The sequence below is a fragment of the Actinoplanes sp. DH11 genome (genome assembly GCF_020873875.1).
Classification (GTDB): Bacteria; Actinomycetota; Actinomycetes; order Mycobacteriales; family Micromonosporaceae; genus Actinoplanes.
Genome location: NZ_JAHWGU010000012.1, coordinates 37,619 through 56,458, shown reverse-complemented (window position 1 = coordinate 56,458; position 18,840 = coordinate 37,619). Strand labels below are relative to the sequence as shown.

21 protein-coding genes, 1 tRNA gene and 1 other RNA gene are annotated in these 18,840 nt (G+C 68.6%); 11 read left to right on the top strand and 12 right to left on the bottom strand.

Annotated features, from left to right (window positions below; all coding sequences use genetic code 11):
• The first annotated feature begins 373 nt into the window (after positions 1–373).
• The 6 genes from LPA41_RS18950 (at position 374) to smpB (ending at position 5,743) form a co-directional block, all read left to right on the top strand.
• On the top strand, positions 374–889 hold the full coding sequence (locus LPA41_RS18950) for a PadR family transcriptional regulator (RefSeq protein WP_229071970.1): 516 nt from the start codon (positions 374–376) through the stop codon (positions 887–889).
• Positions 890–941: 52 nt separating this feature from the next.
• Positions 942–2,054, top strand: a complete 1,113-nt coding sequence (prfB, locus tag LPA41_RS18945; protein ID WP_229071969.1) for a peptide chain release factor 2 — start codon at positions 942–944, stop codon at positions 2,052–2,054.
• A gap of 141 nt (positions 2,055–2,195) precedes the next feature.
• Positions 2,196–2,876, top strand: coding sequence for a cell division ATP-binding protein FtsE (ftsE, locus tag LPA41_RS18940; protein ID WP_111648294.1), 681 nt, complete (start codon positions 2,196–2,198; stop codon positions 2,874–2,876).
• A 66-nt stretch (positions 2,877–2,942) separates the two neighbouring features.
• Positions 2,943–3,818 (top strand): permease-like cell division protein FtsX, encoded by an 876-nt coding sequence (gene ftsX / locus LPA41_RS18935; RefSeq protein WP_229071968.1) that lies wholly within the window; start codon positions 2,943–2,945, stop codon positions 3,816–3,818.
• 118 nt (positions 3,819–3,936) lie between these two features.
• Positions 3,937–5,211 (top strand): M23 family metallopeptidase, encoded by a 1,275-nt coding sequence (locus LPA41_RS18930; protein ID WP_229071967.1) that lies wholly within the window; start codon positions 3,937–3,939, stop codon positions 5,209–5,211.
• A 55-nt stretch (positions 5,212–5,266) separates the two neighbouring features.
• Positions 5,267–5,743, top strand: a complete 477-nt coding sequence (gene smpB, locus LPA41_RS18925; RefSeq protein ID WP_229071966.1) for an SsrA-binding protein SmpB — start codon at positions 5,267–5,269, stop codon at positions 5,741–5,743.
• A gap of 31 nt (positions 5,744–5,774) precedes the next feature.
• On the opposite strand, the gene LPA41_RS43015 is transcribed toward smpB, so the two are convergent.
• Positions 5,775–6,272, bottom strand: coding sequence for an MSCRAMM family adhesin SdrC (locus tag LPA41_RS43015; RefSeq protein ID WP_229071965.1), 498 nt, complete (start codon positions 6,270–6,272; stop codon positions 5,775–5,777).
• Positions 6,273–6,315: 43 nt separating this feature from the next.
• Between LPA41_RS43015 and LPA41_RS43010 the strand changes: the two genes are divergently transcribed.
• The gene (locus LPA41_RS43010) at positions 6,316–6,567 is read left to right on the top strand and encodes a hypothetical protein (protein ID WP_229071964.1); all 252 of its coding nucleotides are present in this window, start codon (positions 6,316–6,318) and stop codon (positions 6,565–6,567) included.
• 27 nt (positions 6,568–6,594) lie between these two features.
• Positions 6,595–6,972: a transfer-messenger RNA gene (gene ssrA / locus LPA41_RS18910) on the top strand.
• Positions 6,973–7,451: 479 nt separating this feature from the next.
• Here ssrA and LPA41_RS18905 read toward each other — a convergent pair.
• Positions 7,452–7,943, bottom strand: a complete 492-nt coding sequence (locus LPA41_RS18905) for a CAP domain-containing protein (protein ID WP_229071963.1) — start codon at positions 7,941–7,943, stop codon at positions 7,452–7,454.
• Between the two features lie 120 nt (positions 7,944–8,063).
• On the bottom strand, positions 8,064–8,870 hold the full coding sequence (locus LPA41_RS18900) for an S-methyl-5'-thioadenosine phosphorylase (protein ID WP_229071962.1): 807 nt from the start codon (positions 8,868–8,870) through the stop codon (positions 8,064–8,066).
• A 122-nt stretch (positions 8,871–8,992) separates the two neighbouring features.
• Here LPA41_RS18900 and LPA41_RS18895 point away from each other — a divergent pair, with 122 nt between their 5' ends.
• The 3 genes from LPA41_RS18895 (at position 8,993) to LPA41_RS18885 (ending at position 10,478) form a co-directional block, all read left to right on the top strand.
• A complete protein-coding gene (locus LPA41_RS18895) occupies positions 8,993–9,541 on the top strand; it encodes a YqgE/AlgH family protein (RefSeq protein WP_229071961.1) in 549 nt (182 codons plus the stop codon).
• A 255-nt stretch (positions 9,542–9,796) separates the two neighbouring features.
• Positions 9,797–9,869, top strand: a tRNA-Ala gene (locus LPA41_RS18890).
• A 246-nt stretch (positions 9,870–10,115) separates the two neighbouring features.
• A complete protein-coding gene (locus tag LPA41_RS18885; protein ID WP_229071960.1) occupies positions 10,116–10,478 on the top strand; it encodes a hypothetical protein in 363 nt (120 codons plus the stop codon).
• Between the two features lie 53 nt (positions 10,479–10,531).
• On the opposite strand, the gene LPA41_RS18880 is transcribed toward LPA41_RS18885, so the two are convergent.
• From LPA41_RS18880 to LPA41_RS18840, 9 genes are all read right to left on the bottom strand, one after another.
• Positions 10,532–10,840 carry a hypothetical protein gene (locus LPA41_RS18880; RefSeq protein ID WP_229071959.1) on the bottom strand — a complete coding sequence of 103 codons (309 nt, stop codon included), beginning with the start codon at positions 10,838–10,840 and terminating at the stop codon, positions 10,532–10,534.
• Between the two features lie 61 nt (positions 10,841–10,901).
• A complete protein-coding gene (locus LPA41_RS18875) occupies positions 10,902–11,510 on the bottom strand; it encodes a type 4a pilus biogenesis protein PilO (protein ID WP_229071958.1) in 609 nt (202 codons plus the stop codon).
• Positions 11,510–12,202 carry a PilN domain-containing protein gene (locus LPA41_RS18870; protein ID WP_229071957.1) on the bottom strand — a complete coding sequence of 231 codons (693 nt, stop codon included), beginning with the start codon at positions 12,200–12,202 and terminating at the stop codon, positions 11,510–11,512. The genes LPA41_RS18875 and LPA41_RS18870 overlap by 1 nt, the downstream gene beginning before the upstream one ends.
• A complete protein-coding gene (gene pilM / locus LPA41_RS18865) occupies positions 12,199–13,224 on the bottom strand; it encodes a type IV pilus assembly protein PilM (protein ID WP_229071956.1) in 1,026 nt (341 codons plus the stop codon). Before pilM ends, LPA41_RS18870 begins: the two co-directional genes overlap by 4 nt.
• A 25-nt stretch (positions 13,225–13,249) precedes the next feature.
• Positions 13,250–14,041 (bottom strand): A24 family peptidase, encoded by a 792-nt coding sequence (locus LPA41_RS18860; protein ID WP_229071955.1) that lies wholly within the window; start codon positions 14,039–14,041, stop codon positions 13,250–13,252.
• Between the two features lie 75 nt (positions 14,042–14,116).
• Positions 14,117–14,614 (bottom strand): prepilin-type N-terminal cleavage/methylation domain-containing protein, encoded by a 498-nt coding sequence (locus LPA41_RS18855; protein ID WP_229071954.1) that lies wholly within the window; start codon positions 14,612–14,614, stop codon positions 14,117–14,119.
• A 101-nt stretch (positions 14,615–14,715) separates the two neighbouring features.
• On the bottom strand, positions 14,716–15,948 hold the full coding sequence (locus LPA41_RS18850) for a type II secretion system F family protein (RefSeq protein WP_229071953.1): 1,233 nt from the start codon (positions 15,946–15,948) through the stop codon (positions 14,716–14,718).
• A 4-nt stretch (positions 15,949–15,952) separates the two neighbouring features.
• Positions 15,953–17,071 carry a type IV pilus twitching motility protein PilT gene (locus tag LPA41_RS18845; RefSeq protein WP_229071952.1) on the bottom strand — a complete coding sequence of 373 codons (1,119 nt, stop codon included), beginning with the start codon at positions 17,069–17,071 and terminating at the stop codon, positions 15,953–15,955.
• Positions 17,072–17,150: 79 nt separating this feature from the next.
• Positions 17,151–18,818 (bottom strand): GspE/PulE family protein, encoded by a 1,668-nt coding sequence (locus tag LPA41_RS18840; RefSeq protein ID WP_229071951.1) that lies wholly within the window; start codon positions 18,816–18,818, stop codon positions 17,151–17,153.
• Between the last annotated feature and the right edge of the window lie 22 nt (positions 18,819–18,840).

The window sequence follows — 18,840 nt, the reverse complement described above, 5'->3', positions numbered from 1 at the left end:
TGCGGTGCCCGGAGCGGCCGCCGATGGGTCCGGCAGGGGTGGTTCGGCGGTCGCGGGACGACACCCCGGTGGTCCCGGCGGGACTTCACCGGGGTGGGTGAGCCATTAGTCCCCGTTAGGGCGGCGCGCGGCTGGATTGTCGCTTCTTGCATGCGCGCCTTGCCCGTTTTGTGGTACTTCCTGCCTCGCACGCGTCGTCTGACCGATTCGCTGGACCATTTTACCTGGTCAATCACGCTCCGAACGGCAAAACGCGGTGTCTGCACGCTCGTTGTCGGACTGTCTGTCCGGGACAGTCGCAAGTGGAGGCGCAAACTGGACGGATCAGGCGAAATCCTGGACGTCGGCGCGACAAAGTGGCAGCTTATTAGGCATGCCCGACTTCCAAATCAATCCGACGGCGGCTGCCCTCCTCGGACTCCTCCACGAGGGTCCGATGACCGGCGGTCAGCTGATGGCGGCTGCCGAACGCCGCCTCGGGCCCTACTGGTCGATGACGCGGAGCCAGGTCTACCGCGAATTACCCGTACTGGCCGAAATGGGTTATGTCCGCCTCGGTAAGCCGGGCCCTCGGTCCAGCCAGCCCTACGCCATCACGGCGTCCGGCAAGCGCGCCTTCGGCCGCTGGCTCGCCGAGACGCCGGGCCGTGACGCGCTGCGCAACCCGGTGGCGCTCCGGGTCGCCTTCGGGCAGCAGCACAGCGGCGACCAGCTGGAGGCTCTCTACAGCAACGCCAACCAGTACCACTCGGAGGCTCTCGCCATGGCGAAGGAGCAGGCCAAGGAGGCGAAGAAGAACGGCGACCCGTACGGTGCGGCGGCCCTCGAGTTCGCCGTGGCCTACCACAAGGCCGCGCTCACGTGGCTCAAGGCCGTGCCGACGAGCTGATATACGACCTGCCCGGCCAGCTTTCTGGCCGGGCGGCGTAGTCTTGGGTGTCGTGACCGCTGCCGACTTCCCTGAGCAACTCAAAGTCCTCGACGCCACCCTCCGCAACATCGAGACCGTCATCGACGTGGACCGGCTGCGCCGCGACAAGGCGGAGCTGGAGGAGCAGGCCTCCGCCCCGGACCTCTGGGACGACCAGGCGCGCGCGCAGGAGGTCAACAGCCGCCTCTCCTATGTCTCGGGAGAGATCTCCAAGCTGGAGCGCCTGCGGTCGCGTCTCGACGACGCGGCGCTGCTCCTGGAGATGGCCGAGGCGGAGGGGGACGCCGGCTCGATCGCCGAGGTGGGTGACGAGATCACCACCCTGACGAAGTCGATCGAGGAGATGGAGGTCCGCACCCTCCTCTCCGGTGAGTACGACTCCCGGGAGGCACTGGTGGCCATCCGGGCCGGCGCCGGTGGCGTGGACGCCGCCGACTTCGCCGAGATGCTCATGCGGATGTACCTGCGGTGGGCGGAGCGGCACGGCTACCCGACCGAGGTCTACGAGACGTCGTACGCGGAGGAGGCCGGCCTCAAATCCGCCACCTTCACGGTCAAGGTGCCGTACGCGTTCGGCACCCTCAGCGTGGAGTCGGGCACCCACCGCCTGGTCCGGATCAGCCCGTTCGACAACCAGGGCCGCCGCCAGACCAGCTTCGCCGGTGTCGAGGTGATGCCGGTGGTGGAGCAGACCGACCACATCGACATCCCGGAGAACGAGATCCGCGTCGACGTCTACCGCTCGTCCGGCCCCGGTGGGCAGAGCGTGAACACGACCGACTCGGCCGTGCGCCTGACGCATATTCCGACCAACATCGTGGTGACGTGTCAGAACGAGAAGTCCCAGCTGCAGAACAAGGCGTCCGCGATGCGTGTTCTTCAGGCCCGTCTGCTGGAGCGCAAGCGCCAGGAGGAGGAGGCCAAGATGGCCGGCCTGAAGCAGGACACCACCGGATCGTGGGGCGACCAGATGCGTTCGTACGTCCTGCACCCCTACCAGATGGTGAAGGACCTGCGCACCGAGTTCGAGGTCGGTAACCCGACGTCGGTCTTCGACGGCGATCTGGACGGCTTCATCGAGGCGGGCATCCGGTGGCGCAAGCAGAACCAGATGAGCGCCTGACCCGACTCGGTGACTGAGCGCTACCTCGCCTGAACGCTGGGTCAGGCGAGGAGTGCCCAGGTTTGCCGTTACTGCAGGTGGTAAATATTCCGGCCCCCGGCAGGCTTGGCGATTTCGTTACACCGCGTAGACTCCTGTCCCGTGATTCAGCTCGAGAACGTGACGAAGACGTATCCGAAGGCGTCTCGGCCGTCGTTGGACAATGTCAGCGTCGGCATCGAGAAGGGCGAGTTCGTCTTCTTCATCGGCCCCTCCGGTTCCGGTAAGTCGACGATCATCAAGCTGCTGCTGAAAGAGGTCGCTCCGACCAGCGGCAAGGTGGTGGTGAACGCCAAGGACGTGACCTCGCTCCGCTCCTGGAAGATCCCGCACTTCCGCCGCTCGATCGGGTGCGTCTTCCAGGACTTCAGGCTGCTGCCCAACCGCACGGCGTACGAGAACGTCGCGTTCGCCCTCGAGGTGATCGGCAAGACGAAGGCCGTCGCCCGGCGCGTCGTGCCCGAGGTGCTCGAGCTGGTCGGCCTCGGCGGCAAGGAGCACCGTTACCCGCACGAGCTCTCCGGTGGTGAGCAGCAGCGTGTCGCGGTGGCGCGGGCGTTCGTGAACCGTCCGCTGATCCTCCTGGCGGACGAGCCCACCGGTAACCTCGACCCGGACACGTCGATCGAGATCATGCGACTGCTCGACCGCATCAACCGGACCGGCACGACCGTCGTGATGGTCACGCACGACTCCAACATCGTCAACCAGATGCGCCGGCGGGTCATCGAGATCGAAAGCGGACGGATCGTCCGTGACCAGGCCCGCGGTGTCTACGGCTAGGCCCGGCTCCGTGCACGTACCGAAAGCTGACGCAGGAAAGCGCGGAGTCCTGGAAGGATCCCCCCGATGCGCGTGAAGTACGTCCTCAACGAGGTCTTGGTGGGCCTGTGGCGAAACGTCACCATGACGGTCGCCATGATCATCACCATGTCGGTCTCGTTGACCATGCTGGGCGCAAGCGTGCTCATGTACATGCAGGTCGACCGCATGAAGACCTTCTACTACGGCGAGATCGAAGTCTCGATCTTCCTGAACGACGACGTCGACGAGGCCCAGAAGGCAGCGATCGATCAGGCGATCGACAGCAACCCGCTGGTTCGCCAGAAGACGTACGAGAGCAAAGAGCAGGCCTTCGAGCGCTTCAAGGTGCTCTGGGAGGACTCGCCCGACTTCGTCAACTCGATCAGTTCGAGCAGCCTTCCGGAGTCGTACCGGGTGAAGCTGACGGACCCGGAGAAGTACGACGACTTCGCCAAGGAGATCGAGAGTCTGTCCGGCGTCCGGCAGATCATCGATCAACGTACCCTGCTCGAGAAGGTCTTCAAGATCTTCAACTCGATCCAGGTGATGTCCCTGGTGGTCGCGGCGGTGATGGCCTTCGCCGCGTTGCTGCTGGTCGGCAACACCATCCAGGTCGCCGCCTACAGCAAACGCCGCGAGGTCGCGGTGATGAAGCTTGTCGGTGCATCGAACTGGTTCATCCAAGCACCGTTCGTGCTGGAGGCGGTGGTCGCCGGCTTGGTCGGTGCGGTCCTGGGCTTCGTCGCGCTGTTCATCGGCAAGGTGGTTCTGCTCGACAACAAGCTCCAGGCCCTGACCACGATCCTGACGCCCATCCCGAACAGCAACGTCTGGCTCATGCTGCCGTTGCTCGCCGGTGTCGGCGCCCTGGTCAGCGCGGTTACCGCGTGGGTCACGCTGCGGTTCTACCTCAAGGTCTGACGCCTTCACGCGCATCGAAGGACGCACGCGACCCGACGGCCGCGACCCCCGCACGGGGTCGCGGCCGTCGCGCGTTTTGCGGCTTCTGGGGCGATTAGTGGGGGTACGGTGACTCCCCGTGAGGAATCGCCGTTCCACTGCCCTGCTGGCCGTTTGCCTGTGTCTGGTCACCTTCGCCGAGGCACCGGCGCAGGCCGGCCGGCCCATGGTGGCGGCCGCTCCGGCGAAGCGGGGAGCCGCCGCGGACCGGAGTGACGACGCCGCCCGGGCGGTCCGCCGCGCCGAGGCGCTCCTGGAACACGCGAGCGCCACCGCACAGGCGGCGGCCCGCCGGCTCGCCGCCGCCACCGCGGCCATGCCCGTCGCGCAGCGCCGGGTCGCCACCACCCGCGGCGCCGTCGTCGCGACGAAGGTCGAGGCGAACACCACCCGCAGGCAGGCCGACCGCGCCCGCGCCGAGTACAAGCGGGTCGCCGACTACTACGCCACCGCCGCGCAGCGGGTGCGCGAGGCGCGGGACCGGGTCGACCGAATCGCCGCCACCAGCTACATGGGCAGCACGTTCGCACGGCTCAACGTGCTCGTCACCGCGGCCGGCCCGCAGGACATGCTCGACCGGATGGGACTCGTCGAGCAGCTGATGGATCATGAGCAGGCGGAGGTCCGTACCCTCGTCGGTGCTCGCCGGGAAGCTCGCGCCGCCCAGGACCGCGCCGGAGCCGCGAAGCGCGCCGCGGAGAACTTCGAACGGATCGCGCTCGACAAGCTGCGCGCCGCGCAGACCGCGCAGGCCGCCGCCGAGCGGGCCCGCCGGGCGATGTACCACCTGGTCCTGGCGCGCAAGACCGCCCTCAGTGCGGCGCAGTCCCAGCGCGCCACAGTCCTCGCGCAGTACCGGGCCGCCCTCGCCGCCGAACGCCGGGTGCAGGCGTCGCTGCGTGGCTGGGAGGCCCGCGGCGGCCGGTTCACCGGACGGTACGGCGGCGGCCGGCTCACCATGCCGGTGCGCGGCTGGAAGAGCAGCGACTACGGCAACCGGTACGACCCCTACTACCGGGTCTGGCAACTGCACGCCGGCACCGACTTCGCGGCGGGCTCCGGCTCCGCGATCCGGGCGGCCGCCTCCGGGCGGGTCATCCGGGCCGGGTGGTACGGCGGCTACGGCAACTACACCTGCATCAACCACGGCAAACTCGGCGGGTACGGCTTCACCACCTGTTACGCCCACCAGTCCCGGATGTACGTCCGCCCCGGCTCCGCCGTCCGCCGCGGCCAGGTGATCGGCAAAGTCGGGTCCACCGGCGCGTCCACCGGAGCGCACCTGCACTTCGAGACCCGGTTCGGCGGCGTGCCCCGCAACCCGCTCAACTACCTGCCCGGATGCCTTTGCTGAGCGCCCGGGTACGATTGATCGGTTCCACCATCATTGATAGAGGAGGTCGACGGTCATGCCGCGCGAACAGGGGCGTAAGCCGGTTGCCTCCAACCGCAAGGCGTACCACGACTACACCATCCTGGACACGTACGAGGCCGGGATGGTCCTCACCGGCACCGAGGTGAAGTCGTTGCGCGCCGGGCGTGCGTCGCTTGTCGACGCGTTCGGCCACGAGAAGAACGGCGAGCTGTTCCTGCACGGGCTGCACATCCCGGAGTACACGCAGGGCACCTGGACCAACCACGAGCCGCGCCGGGTCCGCAAGCTGCTGCTGCACCGCGAGGAGATCCACAAGGTGCTCGGCAAGCTGCGCGACGACGGTGTCACGCTGGTGCCGCTCTCGGTCTACTTCCAGAACGGCTACGCCAAGGTCGAGATCGGCGTCGCCAAGGGTAAGAAGAGCTACGACAAGCGCAACGACCTGGCCGCGCGTGACGCGCAGCGGGAGATCAACCGGGCGATGGGCCGCCGTGCCAAGGGCATGGACTGACGGGGTATTCTGCCCCGCCCGGTTTTGTTGATCACCCCGCTGTCGAGGAGAGCCGGCCGTTGCCCAAGCATGCCGAACGCAGGTTCACTCCGGCACGACTCATCCTCGGGTCAGCCGCTGTCGTCCTCGTACTCCTGGTCGGCTGGATCGCCGTCCGCGCCGGTGGCCCGGCCGCCGCGGAGGACGGTGACCCGCAGCTCGTCCAGCCCGTCCAGCAGGTGGAGAACCTGCTGATCCCATCCGAACCGGCCTGGGTGTCGGGCTCGCTCTCCCCGTCGCCCTCGGCTTCCGCGTCGGCGTCGCCCTCGGCTTCCGCGTCGGCCTCGCCGTCACCCTCGGTCTCGGCTTCGCTCTCGGCGTCGCCCTCCGCACCGGCGTCCGCGTCGCCGTCCGTCCCGGGCTCGGCGGTGCCGTCCGCGTCGAGCCGGCCCGCGTCACCGGCGCCGGCCAGGACGACACCGGCGCCCGCCGCGCCGAAGCCGACGAGGACGACCGCCGCACCGCAGCCCGCGAACGACCTGGCCGTCACCTACAGCACCACGGCGAGCTGGCGGGACGGCTTCATCGGCTCGGTGCGAGTGGTCAACTCCGGGTCCGCCGCCAGGAACTTCACCGTGACGATCAGCTACCCGTCGGCCAACGACGTCTGGGTCCAGGGCGCCTGGAACGCCTCGTTCGACGGCGACGACAACTACATCACGATGAGCGGCAGCGTCGGCGGCGGCAAGTCCCTGATCGCCGGATTCCAGGCGGGCAAGGACAGCGGCGACAGCGTACGGTCGGCAAGCTGCTCCGTTGGTGGCGGAACCTGCCGGGTGAGCTAAGATTGACGAGCTGTGCAACACATACCAGGGGGTGACTGGTTTCGACTTCGTACGTGGAGACAGGGGAAGCGAGCCGAGGAAGCCGACGTCGTCTCGAGAATCGGTCGTCGGAAACTTATAAGCGCCAAGGATAACTCCCGCGCTGACTTCGCTCTTGCCGCCTGAGGTAAGTAGCAAGTCTGTCGACCCGGGGTCGCCTTCGACCCGGTCTGTCGGCATCAGCTAGAAGGCTGGCCAAGCGGTCCTAGTCGTGAGGACCGTGCGGCGAGATCAAACACGGCTGGGCCTGTCATCCGGTCTCGCTCACGTGAACCGGAGGGCCGAGTAGAGGCACAGTGAGCTGCGCTCGGAGAAGCCCTGACAAAGCAACGAAGGACCCGGGTTCGATTCCCGGCACCTCCACCCAGTGGGGGTCACTCGAAGCCGCGAGAGCGGCAAGAGTTCACCTGGAACGGCGGCACGGCCCACAAGGGCCGCGCCGCCGTTGTCGTTCCCGAGCCTCGGCCGCCGATCGGCCGGTTTGTCGAGCGAGAAGCAGGCTCATGTGAGGCTGAAACCCGTGCGGTCGACTCGTCCAGCCAGAAGGTCAGCCCGGCGCCGTCGTGCCGCGCGATCTCCGGCCCGGACGGGTGTACGGACATACGGCGATGCCCCAGCCGCAGGGGGATCGGCTGGGGCATCGCTTGCTCGGGTGTCCCGATGGTGTGGTCAAGCGGCGGGCGTGACCTCGCTGCGGTGGGTCCGCGGGGCGTTGTTGATCTGCTAGCGATGCGAAATCGCGGTTTCAGGTCCATGATCACAGCGATTTCGTAGCGCCAGCAGATCAACATCCCGGCATCGAGCGAGCAGTCCCCTGGCTGGGGACCATCGGAGGGATAACGGGCTCAGTAGCCGAAGTCCTGGGTGTAGTACGGGGCGCCGTTGGCGCTGAAGACGACGCCGACGCCGACGGTCTTGGACTTGCAGTTGAGGATGTTGGTGCGGTGACCCGGGCTCTTCATCCAGCCGTTGACGACCTGCGCGGCGCTGCGGTAGCCCCAGGCGATGTTCTCCGCGGACGGCTTGGTGTAGCCGGCGGCCTTGGACCGGGCCACGAAGTTGGAGTTCGAGCGGCCGGTGTGGGAGAACTTGCCGGTCTGGGCCATCCACGCGGAGTGGCCGCGGGCGGCGGCGGTGAGCGCCGCGTTGACCTTCAGCGCCGAGCAGCCGCGCTGGGTGCGTTCGGTGTTGATGAGCTGGTTGATCTGGTTCTGCAGGGCGGTCTCGCTGGCCTTCGCGGGGGCGGCCTGGGCGGGGGTCGTGGTCAGCAGGGCGGCGCTGATGGCGGCCGGGGTGAGGACGACGGCCAGGGCGAAGCGGCGAAGAACGTTGCGCAAGAGCGGTCCCTTTCGTAGACATTCGCGGTTGCGCTGTTCTGTTCGGCCGGGTCCGGACGGCGTGGATCACGAGCTTGGTGCGCGATCGTCGCCGTCCGGTTGCGGGGGACCCCGTACGCCTCAGGGCAGTTGGATCGGCAGTTTGATGCCCGCCAGGGCGTCCTTGCACGGGCAGGAACGCTCGGCAGGCAGCTTCGCCACCGCGTCCAGGAGGACCTCGCGCAGACGCGCCGTGTTCTCGCCGAAGACGCGGAACACCTCCTCGTGGGTGACGCCGTGGTCTCCCTCGACGCCCGCGTCCAGGTCGGTCACCAGCGCGATCGCGGTGTAGCAGAGCTCGAGTTCGCGGGCCAGGACCGCTTCCGGGTGACCGGTCATGTTCACGATCGTGCCGCCGATCGCGGTGAACCAGCGTGACTCGGCGCGGGTGGAGAAACGCGGACCCTCGACGACGACCATGGTGCCGCCGTCGACCGCGTTCACCCGCTCGGCGGAATCCAGGACCACGGAACGACCCGCCGGACAGTACGGGTCGGCGAACGACACGTGCACCGCGCCCGAGTCGTAGAACGTCTGCTCGCGGCCACTCGTCCGGTCGATCAACTGGTCCGGCACCACGAACGTGCCGGGGCCCAGCTCCGGCCGCAGGCCGCCGACCGCGCACGGCGCGACGATCTGCCGCACCCCGAGCGAGCGCAGCGCCCACATGTTGGCACGGTAAGGGATCCGGTGCGGCGGGAAGCGGTGGTCACGCCCGTGCCGGGGCAGGAACGCCACCCGGCGCCCACCCACCTCGGCCACGGTGATCCGGTCCGAGGGCGCGCCGTACGGCGTCATGACCTCATGCTCCGTGGCGTTGTCGAGAAGCGCGTACAGCCCTGATCCGCCGATGACGCCGATCTCTGCTGCCGTAGGTGGCGGGTTCATGTCCAGACCTTATCCATGGCCGGAAACGCAGGCTAATGTGCGAGGCATGGCTACGTCGAGTGGACGGCGGTGTGCACGTGTTCGGTGAGGGGCAGCGGGTGGGAGGCCGGTCGGTGGAGTCGATGACCGGACAGCTGCTCGTCGCGACACCCACGCTGAAGGACCCGAACTTCGACCGTACGGTCGTGCTGCTGGTCGCCCACGAGACCGGCGGCGCCCTCGGCGTGGTTCTGAACCGGGCCACCGAGGTGCCGGTCGCCGAGGTCCTCGGCAACTGGGGTGACCTGGCGGGCGACCCGGCAGTGCTGTTCGAGGGCGGCCCGGTGCAGCCCGAGTCCGCCATCTGCCTGGCGCGCACCCGACCCGAGGTGAAGAAGCGCGTGACCGGTTTTCACACGGTCAGTGGCTCCCTCGGCACCCTCGACCTCTCCGCCGACCCGGACCGCATGCGGGAGGACGTCGCCGGCATCCGCGTTTTCGCCGGCTACTCCGGGTGGTCCGCCGGTCAGCTGGAGGAGGAGATCGCCGCCGGCTCGTGGTTCGTCTTCGACGCCCTGCCCGGCGACCCCTTCGTCGAACGCCCCGACGACCTGTGGGCCATGGTGCTGCGTCGCCAGGGCGACATCCTCGCCGCGGTGGCCCACTTCCCGCCGGACCCGTCCCTGAACTGAGCACCCGCCGTGCTCTTCGCTTGCTTCGTCGCTGTCGTCTGTGCGTTCATGGGCGGGCTCCTCACCTACACGGCGCGAACCGCTCGCCGCCCCGGCGTCGACCCGTATCGCAGCCCAGGCATCCGCACCCCCGCCCGTCAGGGGCGGAACGATCATGTCGACCTGCAGGCCCGGCGCCCTGACACCCCCTCCGTAGGGCGGGGGCGGGGGTGTGTACTATTACCGCTGTGCCCAGGGAGTGCGGGGCACAGGCAAGGGGCTGTGGCGCAGCTGGTAGCGCACCACACTGGCAGTGTGGGGGTCAGGGGTTCGAGTCCCCTCAGCTCCACCCTTGCGAAACGCCCGGACTTAGTCCGGGCGTTTTTTGTTTGCACGAAACGCGCACCGAACTCGCGCCGAACCCGCGCCAGCAGCGTCGTCAGATCATCGCTCGGCCTGCTCCCGAGACCTCAACGATCAACGTGTCCACGGCCACGAGCCAACTGACCGGCGTGATCGGGAGGCAGGAACCGACGGCGGGCGGCGTACGTCCCATCGGGTGCCCGGCAAGCGGCCGGGGTGATGGGGGAGTGGGATGAGACGGCACAGCGGGTGGGTGGCAGTCGTGGTGATGGTGGCGATCACGGCCGGATGCGGGCGGTCCGAGCCGCCGGAGGTGGCGCCGACAGCAACCGCGCTGTCCGAGGCGGTGCCGTTCGTGCTGCGTACACACTGCGGCATCGTGGAGACGAAATTCGACGGCCGCTACTACGAGGCTGTCCCGCCGCTCTCCGACGGCCAGGAGAATCCGCCACCCGGGTGGGACAACCCGGAACAGAGCGGGACCATGCAGATCATCTCGCCCACCGAGGCGGAGTTCCGCGATGCGGCCGGCCACGTCGTGCTGTTCCGCGTCCGGCCGCAAGCCACCGCGTTCAAGCGCCCCTGCACGGATTGAGCGGCCCCCGCACGGATTGAGCCGCCCGTGCACGGATTGAGCGCGGGTGCGGGTCAGCGCGTCGCGGTGGGGGTGGGGGACTGGGCCCAGATCTCCTGGCTCATGTGCAGGGTGACGGTGGGGCCGGGCTGGTCCGGCTGCCAGCCCTCGGCGCGCCCCCGCCGCACCATCTCCGCGACCATGGACGGGACCACGTGGGCAGCGGGTGGGCCCACCCACTCGGTGACGTCGCTCGTCGGCAGGGTGGCGATCAGCACGGCGCCGTGCCGGTCGGCCTGCTGCACCGCGAAGGAGAGCGGGGCCGGCCGGGACGGGCGTTTGCGGACGCGCCAGCGGTACACGGTGCCGTCCACCGTGATCACCCGAGAACCCTTTCGCACCGGAGCCATAGATCGATCAATGCCCCGCGGGAGGGCGGGCCAATCAGGATCCGGCCTCCGCCAGTTCTTTCTTGAGGGAGGCCACGCTCTGCGTCTCGGAGGACGTGATGAAGGCGTTCAGGGACAGCGACACCGCTCCCTTACCGTCTTCGCCGATCGTCAGCGCCGCGTTCTTGATCAGCACGGCGCGCGGCTGGATGTTCTGGAGCTGCCGCAGGAACGTGCTGAGGTCCGTGACCTTGCCGGACGCGTTGAGTGAGATCGGCAGTTCCTGCACGGTGCCCGCCGCGTCGGAGTCCTGCGGCTCGGCCGCGCTGTAGCCGCTGACGTCGACGTCGAGCTTGGTGCCGAGGGTCTGCAGCTCCCGCAGGAACGCCGGGATGCCGTTGTTCTTGCTGCCCTTCGGGAGCGCGGCCTGGTAGGTGGCGAGCTTCGCCAGGTACTCGTCCAGGTCCTCGGCGCGTGCCAGCTGCTGCGAGTACTTGCTCTTCAGGGTGCTCACCTGGGCCGTGATGGTGCCGGCCTGCTCCCGCTCGGTGTCCGCCTCGGCGTACTTCGGCTTGATCAGGAAGAACCAGCCGGCGGCCACGAAGACGATGATCAGCGAGAGGCCACCGATGAGCCAGATGCTGTCGATACGGCGCGCGGTCATCATTTACCTTCGCTCGGGCAGGCGTGGTCCTCGTCGACGAGGCGGCCGCAGAGGGCTTCCTTGGTGATCGTGACGGTGATGCTGAAGGACACCCCGTCGTCGGTGTTCGAGATGCTGCTGACGAACGGGTTGGAGACGTCCTCGATGTCGGTGCTCAGCGCGTCCACGTAACCGGCGACCACCTTCTTGTTCGCCGCCCTGCCGGTGACGGTGAGGGTGCCGACGGAGGTGGCGCCGGCCGCGACGTCGTCGTCGAGCGAGGCCGAGATCTCCCGGACGGTGACCTTTTCGCCGACGGCCCTGTCGCGGATCAGGTCGAGCAGGTTGGCCCAGGAGAGGTCGCTCACGAGGACCGCCTTGAGCTCCTTGGTGAGCAGCGCCGTGCCGTTCTCCGACTTGATCAGGGTCTGCACCTCGGGGTCCCGCTGCTGCGCCCGTTGCACGTCGGTGAGCTGCACGAAGGCGTCGTTGTTCTCGGCGCGGGCGTCGTTCAGGTCCTGGATGGCGACCCAGTACCAGCTGCCGAGCAGGGCCAGCACCAGGGTCAGCGAGACGAGGATGAGGCCGCGGGTCCGCCGGGCCCGGCGGCCGTCCCGGATCTCCGGCGGCAGCAGGTCGGCGCGGATGCTGAGCACCCGGGCCGCCTGCTGCGGTGAGACCGAGGGATCCAGGGGCATCAGGACCGTGGTCATCGGGCCGCTCCCAGGGTGAGGCCGATCGACACGGCGGCCGATGGCACGAAACTGTCGAAACCGCGCTCCCGGGCTTTTCGGGTGTCGCGCAGGCGGGCGGTGCTGTCCGCGTACACCACCGCGACGCCGAGCTGCTCCTGGAGGTGCTCGGCGAGGCCGGGCATCAGCGCGCTGCCGCCGCAGAGCGACACCCGGGTGACCTGCTTCTGCCGTTCGCCGGAGGCCAGGTAGGTGAAGGAGCTGCGCAACTCGCTGGAGAGGGGCCGGACCGCGTCGGTGAGCGCCGCCACGGTGTCCGGGTTGCCGTCGCCGTGCAGCCCGTGCCGGCACTTGATCGCCTCGGCCTCGGTCGTGTCGACGCCGAGCCGGGTCGCCACGCTCTCGGTGATCTCGGCGCCGCCGCGCGGCAGGGTACGCACGAAGATCGGCTCGCCGTCCGCGTGCACCACGACACTGGTGATGTTGGCGCCGATGTCGACGATCGCCTCGACCTGCGCGTCCAGGCGGGAGGCGGCCCGCAGCAGCGCGAACGACGCCAGGTCGACGCCGGTCACGGTGAGGCCGGCCTTCTCGACGGACTGCACCAGGGTCAGCACCGCCTCCTTCGGCATGGCGATCAGCAGGCCGCGTACGGTCGGGTTGTCGCCAGGCTCTTCGAGGGGGTAGAAGTCCAGCAGCGAGCGCTCGACGGCCAGCGGCAGCGCCTCCTTCACCTGGAACGGCAGGGCCTGCTTCATCTGGTTCGCCGGCAGGTTCGCGATCGACATCTCCCGGACCACGAGCTGCGGGTTGGTGACGCCGAGGCTGACCTTCTTGGTGCCGAAGCGGCAGGCCGCCCAGAGCTGCTTGAGTGCCGAGGTGACGGCGACCGGGTCCTGGATGACGCCGCCGGAGACGGTGCCGGGGGGCAGTGGGTACTGGCCGAAGTTGGTGAGCGTGTAGTCGTCCTTGGAGCGCCGGACCTCGACGGCCCGGATGGAGGACGAGCCGATGTCGAGCCCGATCGGTGGTGCGCCAGCCATCGGCTTTCTCCTTCCGGAACGAGGGTTAGAGCGGGGTGGGTGCGAGGAGCAGGTTGCTGTACCAGTCGCCGAGCGGCGCCCCCGCGAAGACCGCGAGGAAGGCGCCGGCCAGCATGTACGGGCCGAACGGGATCCGGCTCTTGCGACCGGCCAGCTTGAGGGCGAGCAGCACCGCACCGACCAGGCCGCCGATCAGGAAACCGGCGAACGCGCCGATCGCGACGGCGTCCCAGCCGAGCCAGCCGAGGTAGAAGCCGAGCAGCGGGGCGAGTTTCACGTCGCCGCCGCCCATCCCCCAGAAGGAGATGACCAGGTAGAAGGCGTAGAGCAGGACGGCCGCGACCAGGCCGCGGACCACCGCGCCCATCTCACCGGCGGCGAGGGAGGCCGGCACCAGCAGGGCGACTGCCACACCGTACGACGGGAGGACGATCCGGTCGGGCAGCCGCATCACGTCCAGGTCGATGAGAGCCAGGGCGATCGCGACGGCCGCGAGGTAGAGGTAGGCCGGCAGTTCCCAGGACCAGCCGAACCGGGCGCCGATCGCTACGAACAGGGCGGCCGTCCCCGCCTCGACGAGTGGGTAGCGGACGCTTATCGGAGCCGCGCAGTCGGCGCACCGGCCGCGCAGCAGCAGCCAGCCGAGCACCGGGACGTTGTGCCGGGGCCGGACCGCGGTGCCGCAGTGCGGGCAGTGCGAGCCGGGCCGGATCAATGACTCACCGCGTGGCACCCGGTAGATCACCACGTTGAGGAACGAGCCGACCGCGAGCCCGAGCACCCCGACCAGCCAGAGCAGCAGCAGCGTCTCCGTCATGTCGTTCCTATCGGTTCGCGGGGTTAACGTGCGGACTTCGGTCCCGGGCGGGGACGCCCGGGACCGAAGCGGGGATCAGACGGTGCAGGTTTCGAACTTGACCGTGCCGGTCATCGTCTTCACCGAGCCACCGGTCTTGCTGTCGTACAGGTAGTACTTCTTGGGGCTGCCGCCGTCGTTCAGGGCGCAGATCTTGTAGGTGCCGTCGCCGGAGTTCACGTAGCCGAGCTTGGTCTTGTCGGAGAGCGTGATGGTGGCGTCGGTGCCGGTCGCGGCGCCGGCGGCGCCACCGGACGCCCCGGTCAGCGTCAGGGTGGTGGCGGTGCCGGAGACCTCGGCCTTGGTGGCGGGGTAGGCGTTGCCGTTGTTGGTGTAGAACTGCTCCACCGCGCTGATCGCGCCGCGCACGTCGGACTGGGCCGACTTGTCGGCCGCGCCCTGGCGGTAGTTCAGGTAGACCGGGACCGCGATGGCGACCAGGACACCGATGATGACCACGACCACGAGGAGCTCGATGAGCGTGAAGCCTTCGTCGTTCTTCTTGGCGCGAAGCTTGGCGATGACGTCCTGCATTCGGGGTGCCTCCAGGGGCAATGAGGGTGGGGTGGGGATGGGGTGGTGCGAACGACCGTCGGGAGCGGTCGGGTGCGGCGTACGCTGCGCTGCGCGCCGGTTCAGCTCGTCTGGATGTTCTGGTAGATCGTGAACATCGGCAGGTAGAGGCAGACGACCATGCCGCCGACCACGGCGCCCATCACGAGCACCATGATCGGTTCGATCGACGCGGTCAGGCTCTCGGCAGCCTCGTCGACCTCTCTGTCGTAGAAGTCGGCAACCTTCTCCAGCATCTGACTGATCTGGCCGCTTTCCTCACCGACCTCGATCATCTGGGTGACCATCTCGGGGAAGATCTTGTGGTTGCGCAGGGCCGTGGACATCGGCTGCCCGTTGCGCACGGTGGCCTGCACGTCCTTCATGGCAACGTTGATGACCTCGTTGCCGGTGGTCTCGCCGACCACCGACAGCGCCTGCATGACCGGTACGCCCACGTTGAGCAGCAGGCCCAGGTTGCGGGAGAACCGGCTCATCGCCAGCTTGCGCAGCAGCGGCCCGAAGACCGGCATGCGCAGTTTGATCCGGTCGACCTTGAGCCGGAAGTCGGCGCTGGACCGCATCTGCCGCTTGTAGGCGAAGCTCGTGCCGGCGCCCACGCCGAGGATCAGCGGACCGATCCACGTCATGTTGTGGCTCGCCGTGACGAGGAACTGGGTGATCGCCGGCAGCTCGCCGCCGAGGTTCTTGAACATCGCCTCGAAGATCGGGACGATGAAGATCAGAACAGCCGCGATGAGTACGAACGTGAAGCCCAGCACGATCGCGGGGTAGGTCAGCGCGCCCTTGATCTTGCCGCGGAGCGCGGTGTCCTTCTCCAGGCTCTGGGCGATCTGTTCCAGCGCCTGGTCGATCATGCCGCCGGTCTCACCGGCCCGGATCATGGCGATCATCAGGCGCGGGAAGACCCGTTCGTGTTTGGCCATCGACGCGGAGAGCCCCGCGCCGCCGGCCACGTCGGTGCGCACCTCGGCGATCGCACGTTTCAGCGGCGGTGCCGAGGTCTGCTCCTCGAGGATCGACAGCGAACGCAGCAGCGACATGCCGGACGCCGTCATGGTGGCGAACTGCCGCGCGAAGACCGCGAGGTCCTTGAGCTTGACCCGGTTGCCCAGCCCAGGGATCTTGAGCTCGCGTTGCAGGCCCTGCCCGGCCTCGGTCAGCCCGAGCGGGACCTCACCACGCTGGCGCAGCATGTGTGTGGCAGCGGCCTCGTTGGGTGCCTCGATGGTGCCCTTGGACTGCTTGCCGTGCGCGTCGATCGCGTTGTAGTTGAAGGTCTTGGTTGCCGGCATCGGATCACGCCCGTCCCACGAGCCGCTTGAGTTCGTCCGGTGAGTGGCTGATCTCCAGCGCGGTCTGCATGCTTATCGAGCCGTCCCGGACCTTCTCGGCCAGGTGCTGGTCGAAGGCGAGCATGCCCTCGCTGCTGCCGGACTGCATGAAGGACGGGATCTGGTGCGACTTGCCCTCGCGGATCAGGCTGCGGATGGCCGGGGTGGCGGTCAGGATCTCGGCGATCACGACGCGGCCCTTGCCGTCCGCCCGCGGCGCCAGGGCCTGGGTGATCACGCCCTGCAGGCTGGCGGCCAGCTGGGCGCGGATCTGGAGCTGCTGGTGCGGCGGGAAGATGTCGATGACCCGGTCGATGGTCTGGGTGGCGCTCTGCGTGTGCAGCGTGGCCAGCACCAGGTGGCCGGTCTCCGCGGCGGTCAGCGCCGTCGCGGTCGTCTCCAGGTCACGCAGCTCGCCGACGAGGATGATGTCCGGGTCCTGCCGCAGCGCGTGCTTGAGCGCGCTGGCGAAGTTCTCGGTGTCCGCCCCCACCTCGCGCTGGTTGACCACGCTGCGCTTGTGCGGGTGCAGGAACTCGATCGGGTCCTCGATGGTGATGATGTGGTCGGCGCGGCTGCGGTTCGCCAGGTCGAGCAGTGAGGCCAGAGTGGTGGTCTTGCCGGACCCGGTCGGGCCGGTGACCAGCACCAGGCCGCGGGGAAGGTGCGCGAACCGCGCCACCGACTCCGGCATGCCGAGCTCGTCCAGCGGCTTGATCTTGTGCGGGATGGCCCGGAAGACCGCGCCGCAGGAGGCTCGCTGCCGGTAGAGGTTGCCGCGGAACCGGGAGACGCCCACGATGCTGTGCGCGAAGTCCATCTCCTGCTCGCGCTGGAAGGTCTCCCACTGTTCCGGGCTGACCGCGGCGCGGGCCAGCAACTCGGTGTCGGCGGCGTTCAGCTTGCCGTAGCCGGGTACCGGCCGCAGTGCGCCGTCCACCCGCATCATCGGCGGTGAGCCGACCGTCAGGTGCAGGTCGGAACCGCGCGACTCCACCAGGGTGACGAGCAACTGGTCGAGCACGTCCAGATCGTCCGAGGTGGCGGCCGTTCCCGGCTGCCGAACCTGCTCGATCGTGTCCATTTCCCGCTCCAGTCCTCTCTTCGTCCCGACGCCAGTTGAATCGGCATCGTCAGGACGACCTTTAGTAGCCATATAGGTGCTAAACGGCTACCCGGGAGACCTCCCGCAACGAGGTCAGCCCGCCGGCGGCCTTGGCCAGGCCGTCGGCGCGCAGCTCGTACATCCCCTGGGCCAGCGCGACCTCGCGGATCTCGCCGGCCGAGGCCCGTTTGATGGTCAGGGACTCGATCTCCGGGCTGATCGGCATCACCTCGTGCAGCGCGATCCGGCCCTTGTATCCGGTGTTCGCACAGTTGCGGCAGCCGACCGGCCGGTAGAGCACCTGCGGGAAGGCCAGGTCCTCGAGCGGCCAGTTCGCGGCCAGGACCTCCTCCTCGGTCGGCGCGTACGCCTCCTTGCACCAGTCGCAGATCCGCCGGGCCAGGCGCTGGGCCAGCACGCAGTCCAGCGACGAACCGACCAGGAACGGCTCGATGCCCATCTCGGTGAGCCGGGTTACCGCGCCGGGCGCGTCGTTGGTGTGCAGCGTGGAGAGCAGCAGGTGACCGGTGAGCGCGGCCTCGACGGCGATCTGCGCGGTGTTGCCGTCCCGGATCTCACCGATCAGGACCACGTCCGGGTCGGTACGCAGGATCGCCGGAAGCACCGCCGCGAAGGTGAGGCCGGCCTTCGCGTTGACCTGCACCTGGTTGATGCCGCGCAGCCGGTACTCGACCGGATCCTCGACGGTGATCACGTTGATCTCGGGCCGGCTGATCTTGCCGAGAGTGGCGTAGAGCGTGGTGGACTTGCCGGAACCGGTCGGTCCGGTGACCAGCACCATGCCGTGCGGCTTGCTGAAGGAGGCGCTGAAGCGTTCCAGGTTGTGCTGGGTGAAACCGAGCTTGGCCAGGTCCAGGTCGATGCCGCCGGTGTCCAGGACGCGGAGCACGATCTTCTCGCCCCAGACCGTGGGCAGCGTCGCCGTCCGCAGGTCGACCGTGCGGTCCCGGATCTGCGCGCTGATCCGGCCGTTCTGCGGCAACCGCTTCTCGGTGATGTCGACGCCCGACATGATCTTGATGCGCGAGGTCAGCGCGGCCATCACGCCGCGCGGCACGATGTCCAGCTCGTGCAGGACGCCGTCGATCCGGTATCGCACCCGCATGTCGTCCTCGGTCGGCTCCAGATGCAGGTCGGAGGCGCGGTTCGTGATGGCCTGCTCGATCAGGCTGTTCACGTAGCGGACGATCGGCGCGTCGTCGGCGCTGGTGGCCTGCGCCGACATCACGGCCTGGTCGTCGAGCGCGTCGTCGGCCAGGTCGCCGAGGTCGGCGCCCTCCCGCTGGAGGCGTTCGATGATCCGGCGGACCTCGCTGCGGGCCACCACCACCGGGCGGATCGTCATGCCGGTCGCGGCGCGGACGTCGTCGAGCGCCACCACGTCGGCCGGGTCGGTCACGCCGACGACCAGTTCGCCGTTGCTGATGGCGAGACCCAGCACCCGGTGCCGGAGCACCACCGGCAGCGGGATGCGTTTGAGCGCGGCCGGGTCCGGGGTGAAACCGACCAGGTCGAGGGTGTTGATGCCGAACGCGGCGGCGGCCGCCTGGGTCAGCTGCTCCTCGGTGACCACCTGATCGTTGATCAGTACGGCTCGCACCGGCCGTCCGCTGCGCTGCGCCTCCTCGGCAGCCGCATCGACCGCTTGCGGGTCGACGCCGATCTGCTTGAGGGCTTCGAGGAGCGGGCGGAAGGTTTGATCCATGGATTCCTCAGCCGGGCGGAAC

What these genes read in the sequence shown, in the direction of transcription:
- LPA41_RS18950 (WP_229071970.1), top strand. Translation starts at nt 374, where the DNA reads ATGCCCGACTTCCAAATCAATCCGACGGCGGCTGCCCTCCTCGGACTC.
- ftsX (WP_229071968.1), top strand. Translation starts at nt 2,943, where the DNA reads ATGCGCGTGAAGTACGTCCTCAACGAGGTCTTGGTGGGCCTGTGGCGA.
- smpB (WP_229071966.1), top strand. Translation starts at nt 5,267, where the DNA reads ATGCCGCGCGAACAGGGGCGTAAGCCGGTTGCCTCCAACCGCAAGGCG.
- LPA41_RS18900 (WP_229071962.1), bottom strand. Translation starts at nt 8,870, where the DNA reads ATGAACCCGCCACCTACGGCAGCAGAGATCGGCGTCATCGGCGGATCA.
- LPA41_RS18895 (WP_229071961.1), top strand. Translation starts at nt 8,993, where the DNA reads ATGACCGGACAGCTGCTCGTCGCGACACCCACGCTGAAGGACCCGAAC.
- LPA41_RS18885 (WP_229071960.1), top strand. Translation starts at nt 10,116, where the DNA reads ATGAGACGGCACAGCGGGTGGGTGGCAGTCGTGGTGATGGTGGCGATC.
- LPA41_RS18875 (WP_229071958.1), bottom strand. Translation starts at nt 11,510, where the DNA reads ATGACCGCGCGCCGTATCGACAGCATCTGGCTCATCGGTGGCCTCTCG.
- LPA41_RS18870 (WP_229071957.1), bottom strand. Translation starts at nt 12,202, where the DNA reads ATGACCACGGTCCTGATGCCCCTGGATCCCTCGGTCTCACCGCAGCAG.
- pilM (WP_229071956.1), bottom strand. Translation starts at nt 13,224, where the DNA reads ATGGCTGGCGCACCACCGATCGGGCTCGACATCGGCTCGTCCTCCATC.
- LPA41_RS18860 (WP_229071955.1), bottom strand. Translation starts at nt 14,041, where the DNA reads ATGACGGAGACGCTGCTGCTGCTCTGGCTGGTCGGGGTGCTCGGGCTC.
- LPA41_RS18855 (WP_229071954.1), bottom strand. Translation starts at nt 14,614, where the DNA reads ATGCAGGACGTCATCGCCAAGCTTCGCGCCAAGAAGAACGACGAAGGC.
- LPA41_RS18850 (WP_229071953.1), bottom strand. Translation starts at nt 15,948, where the DNA reads ATGCCGGCAACCAAGACCTTCAACTACAACGCGATCGACGCGCACGGC.
- LPA41_RS18845 (WP_229071952.1), bottom strand. Translation starts at nt 17,071, where the DNA reads ATGGACACGATCGAGCAGGTTCGGCAGCCGGGAACGGCCGCCACCTCG.
- LPA41_RS18840 (WP_229071951.1), bottom strand. Translation starts at nt 18,818, where the DNA reads ATGGATCAAACCTTCCGCCCGCTCCTCGAAGCCCTCAAGCAGATCGGC.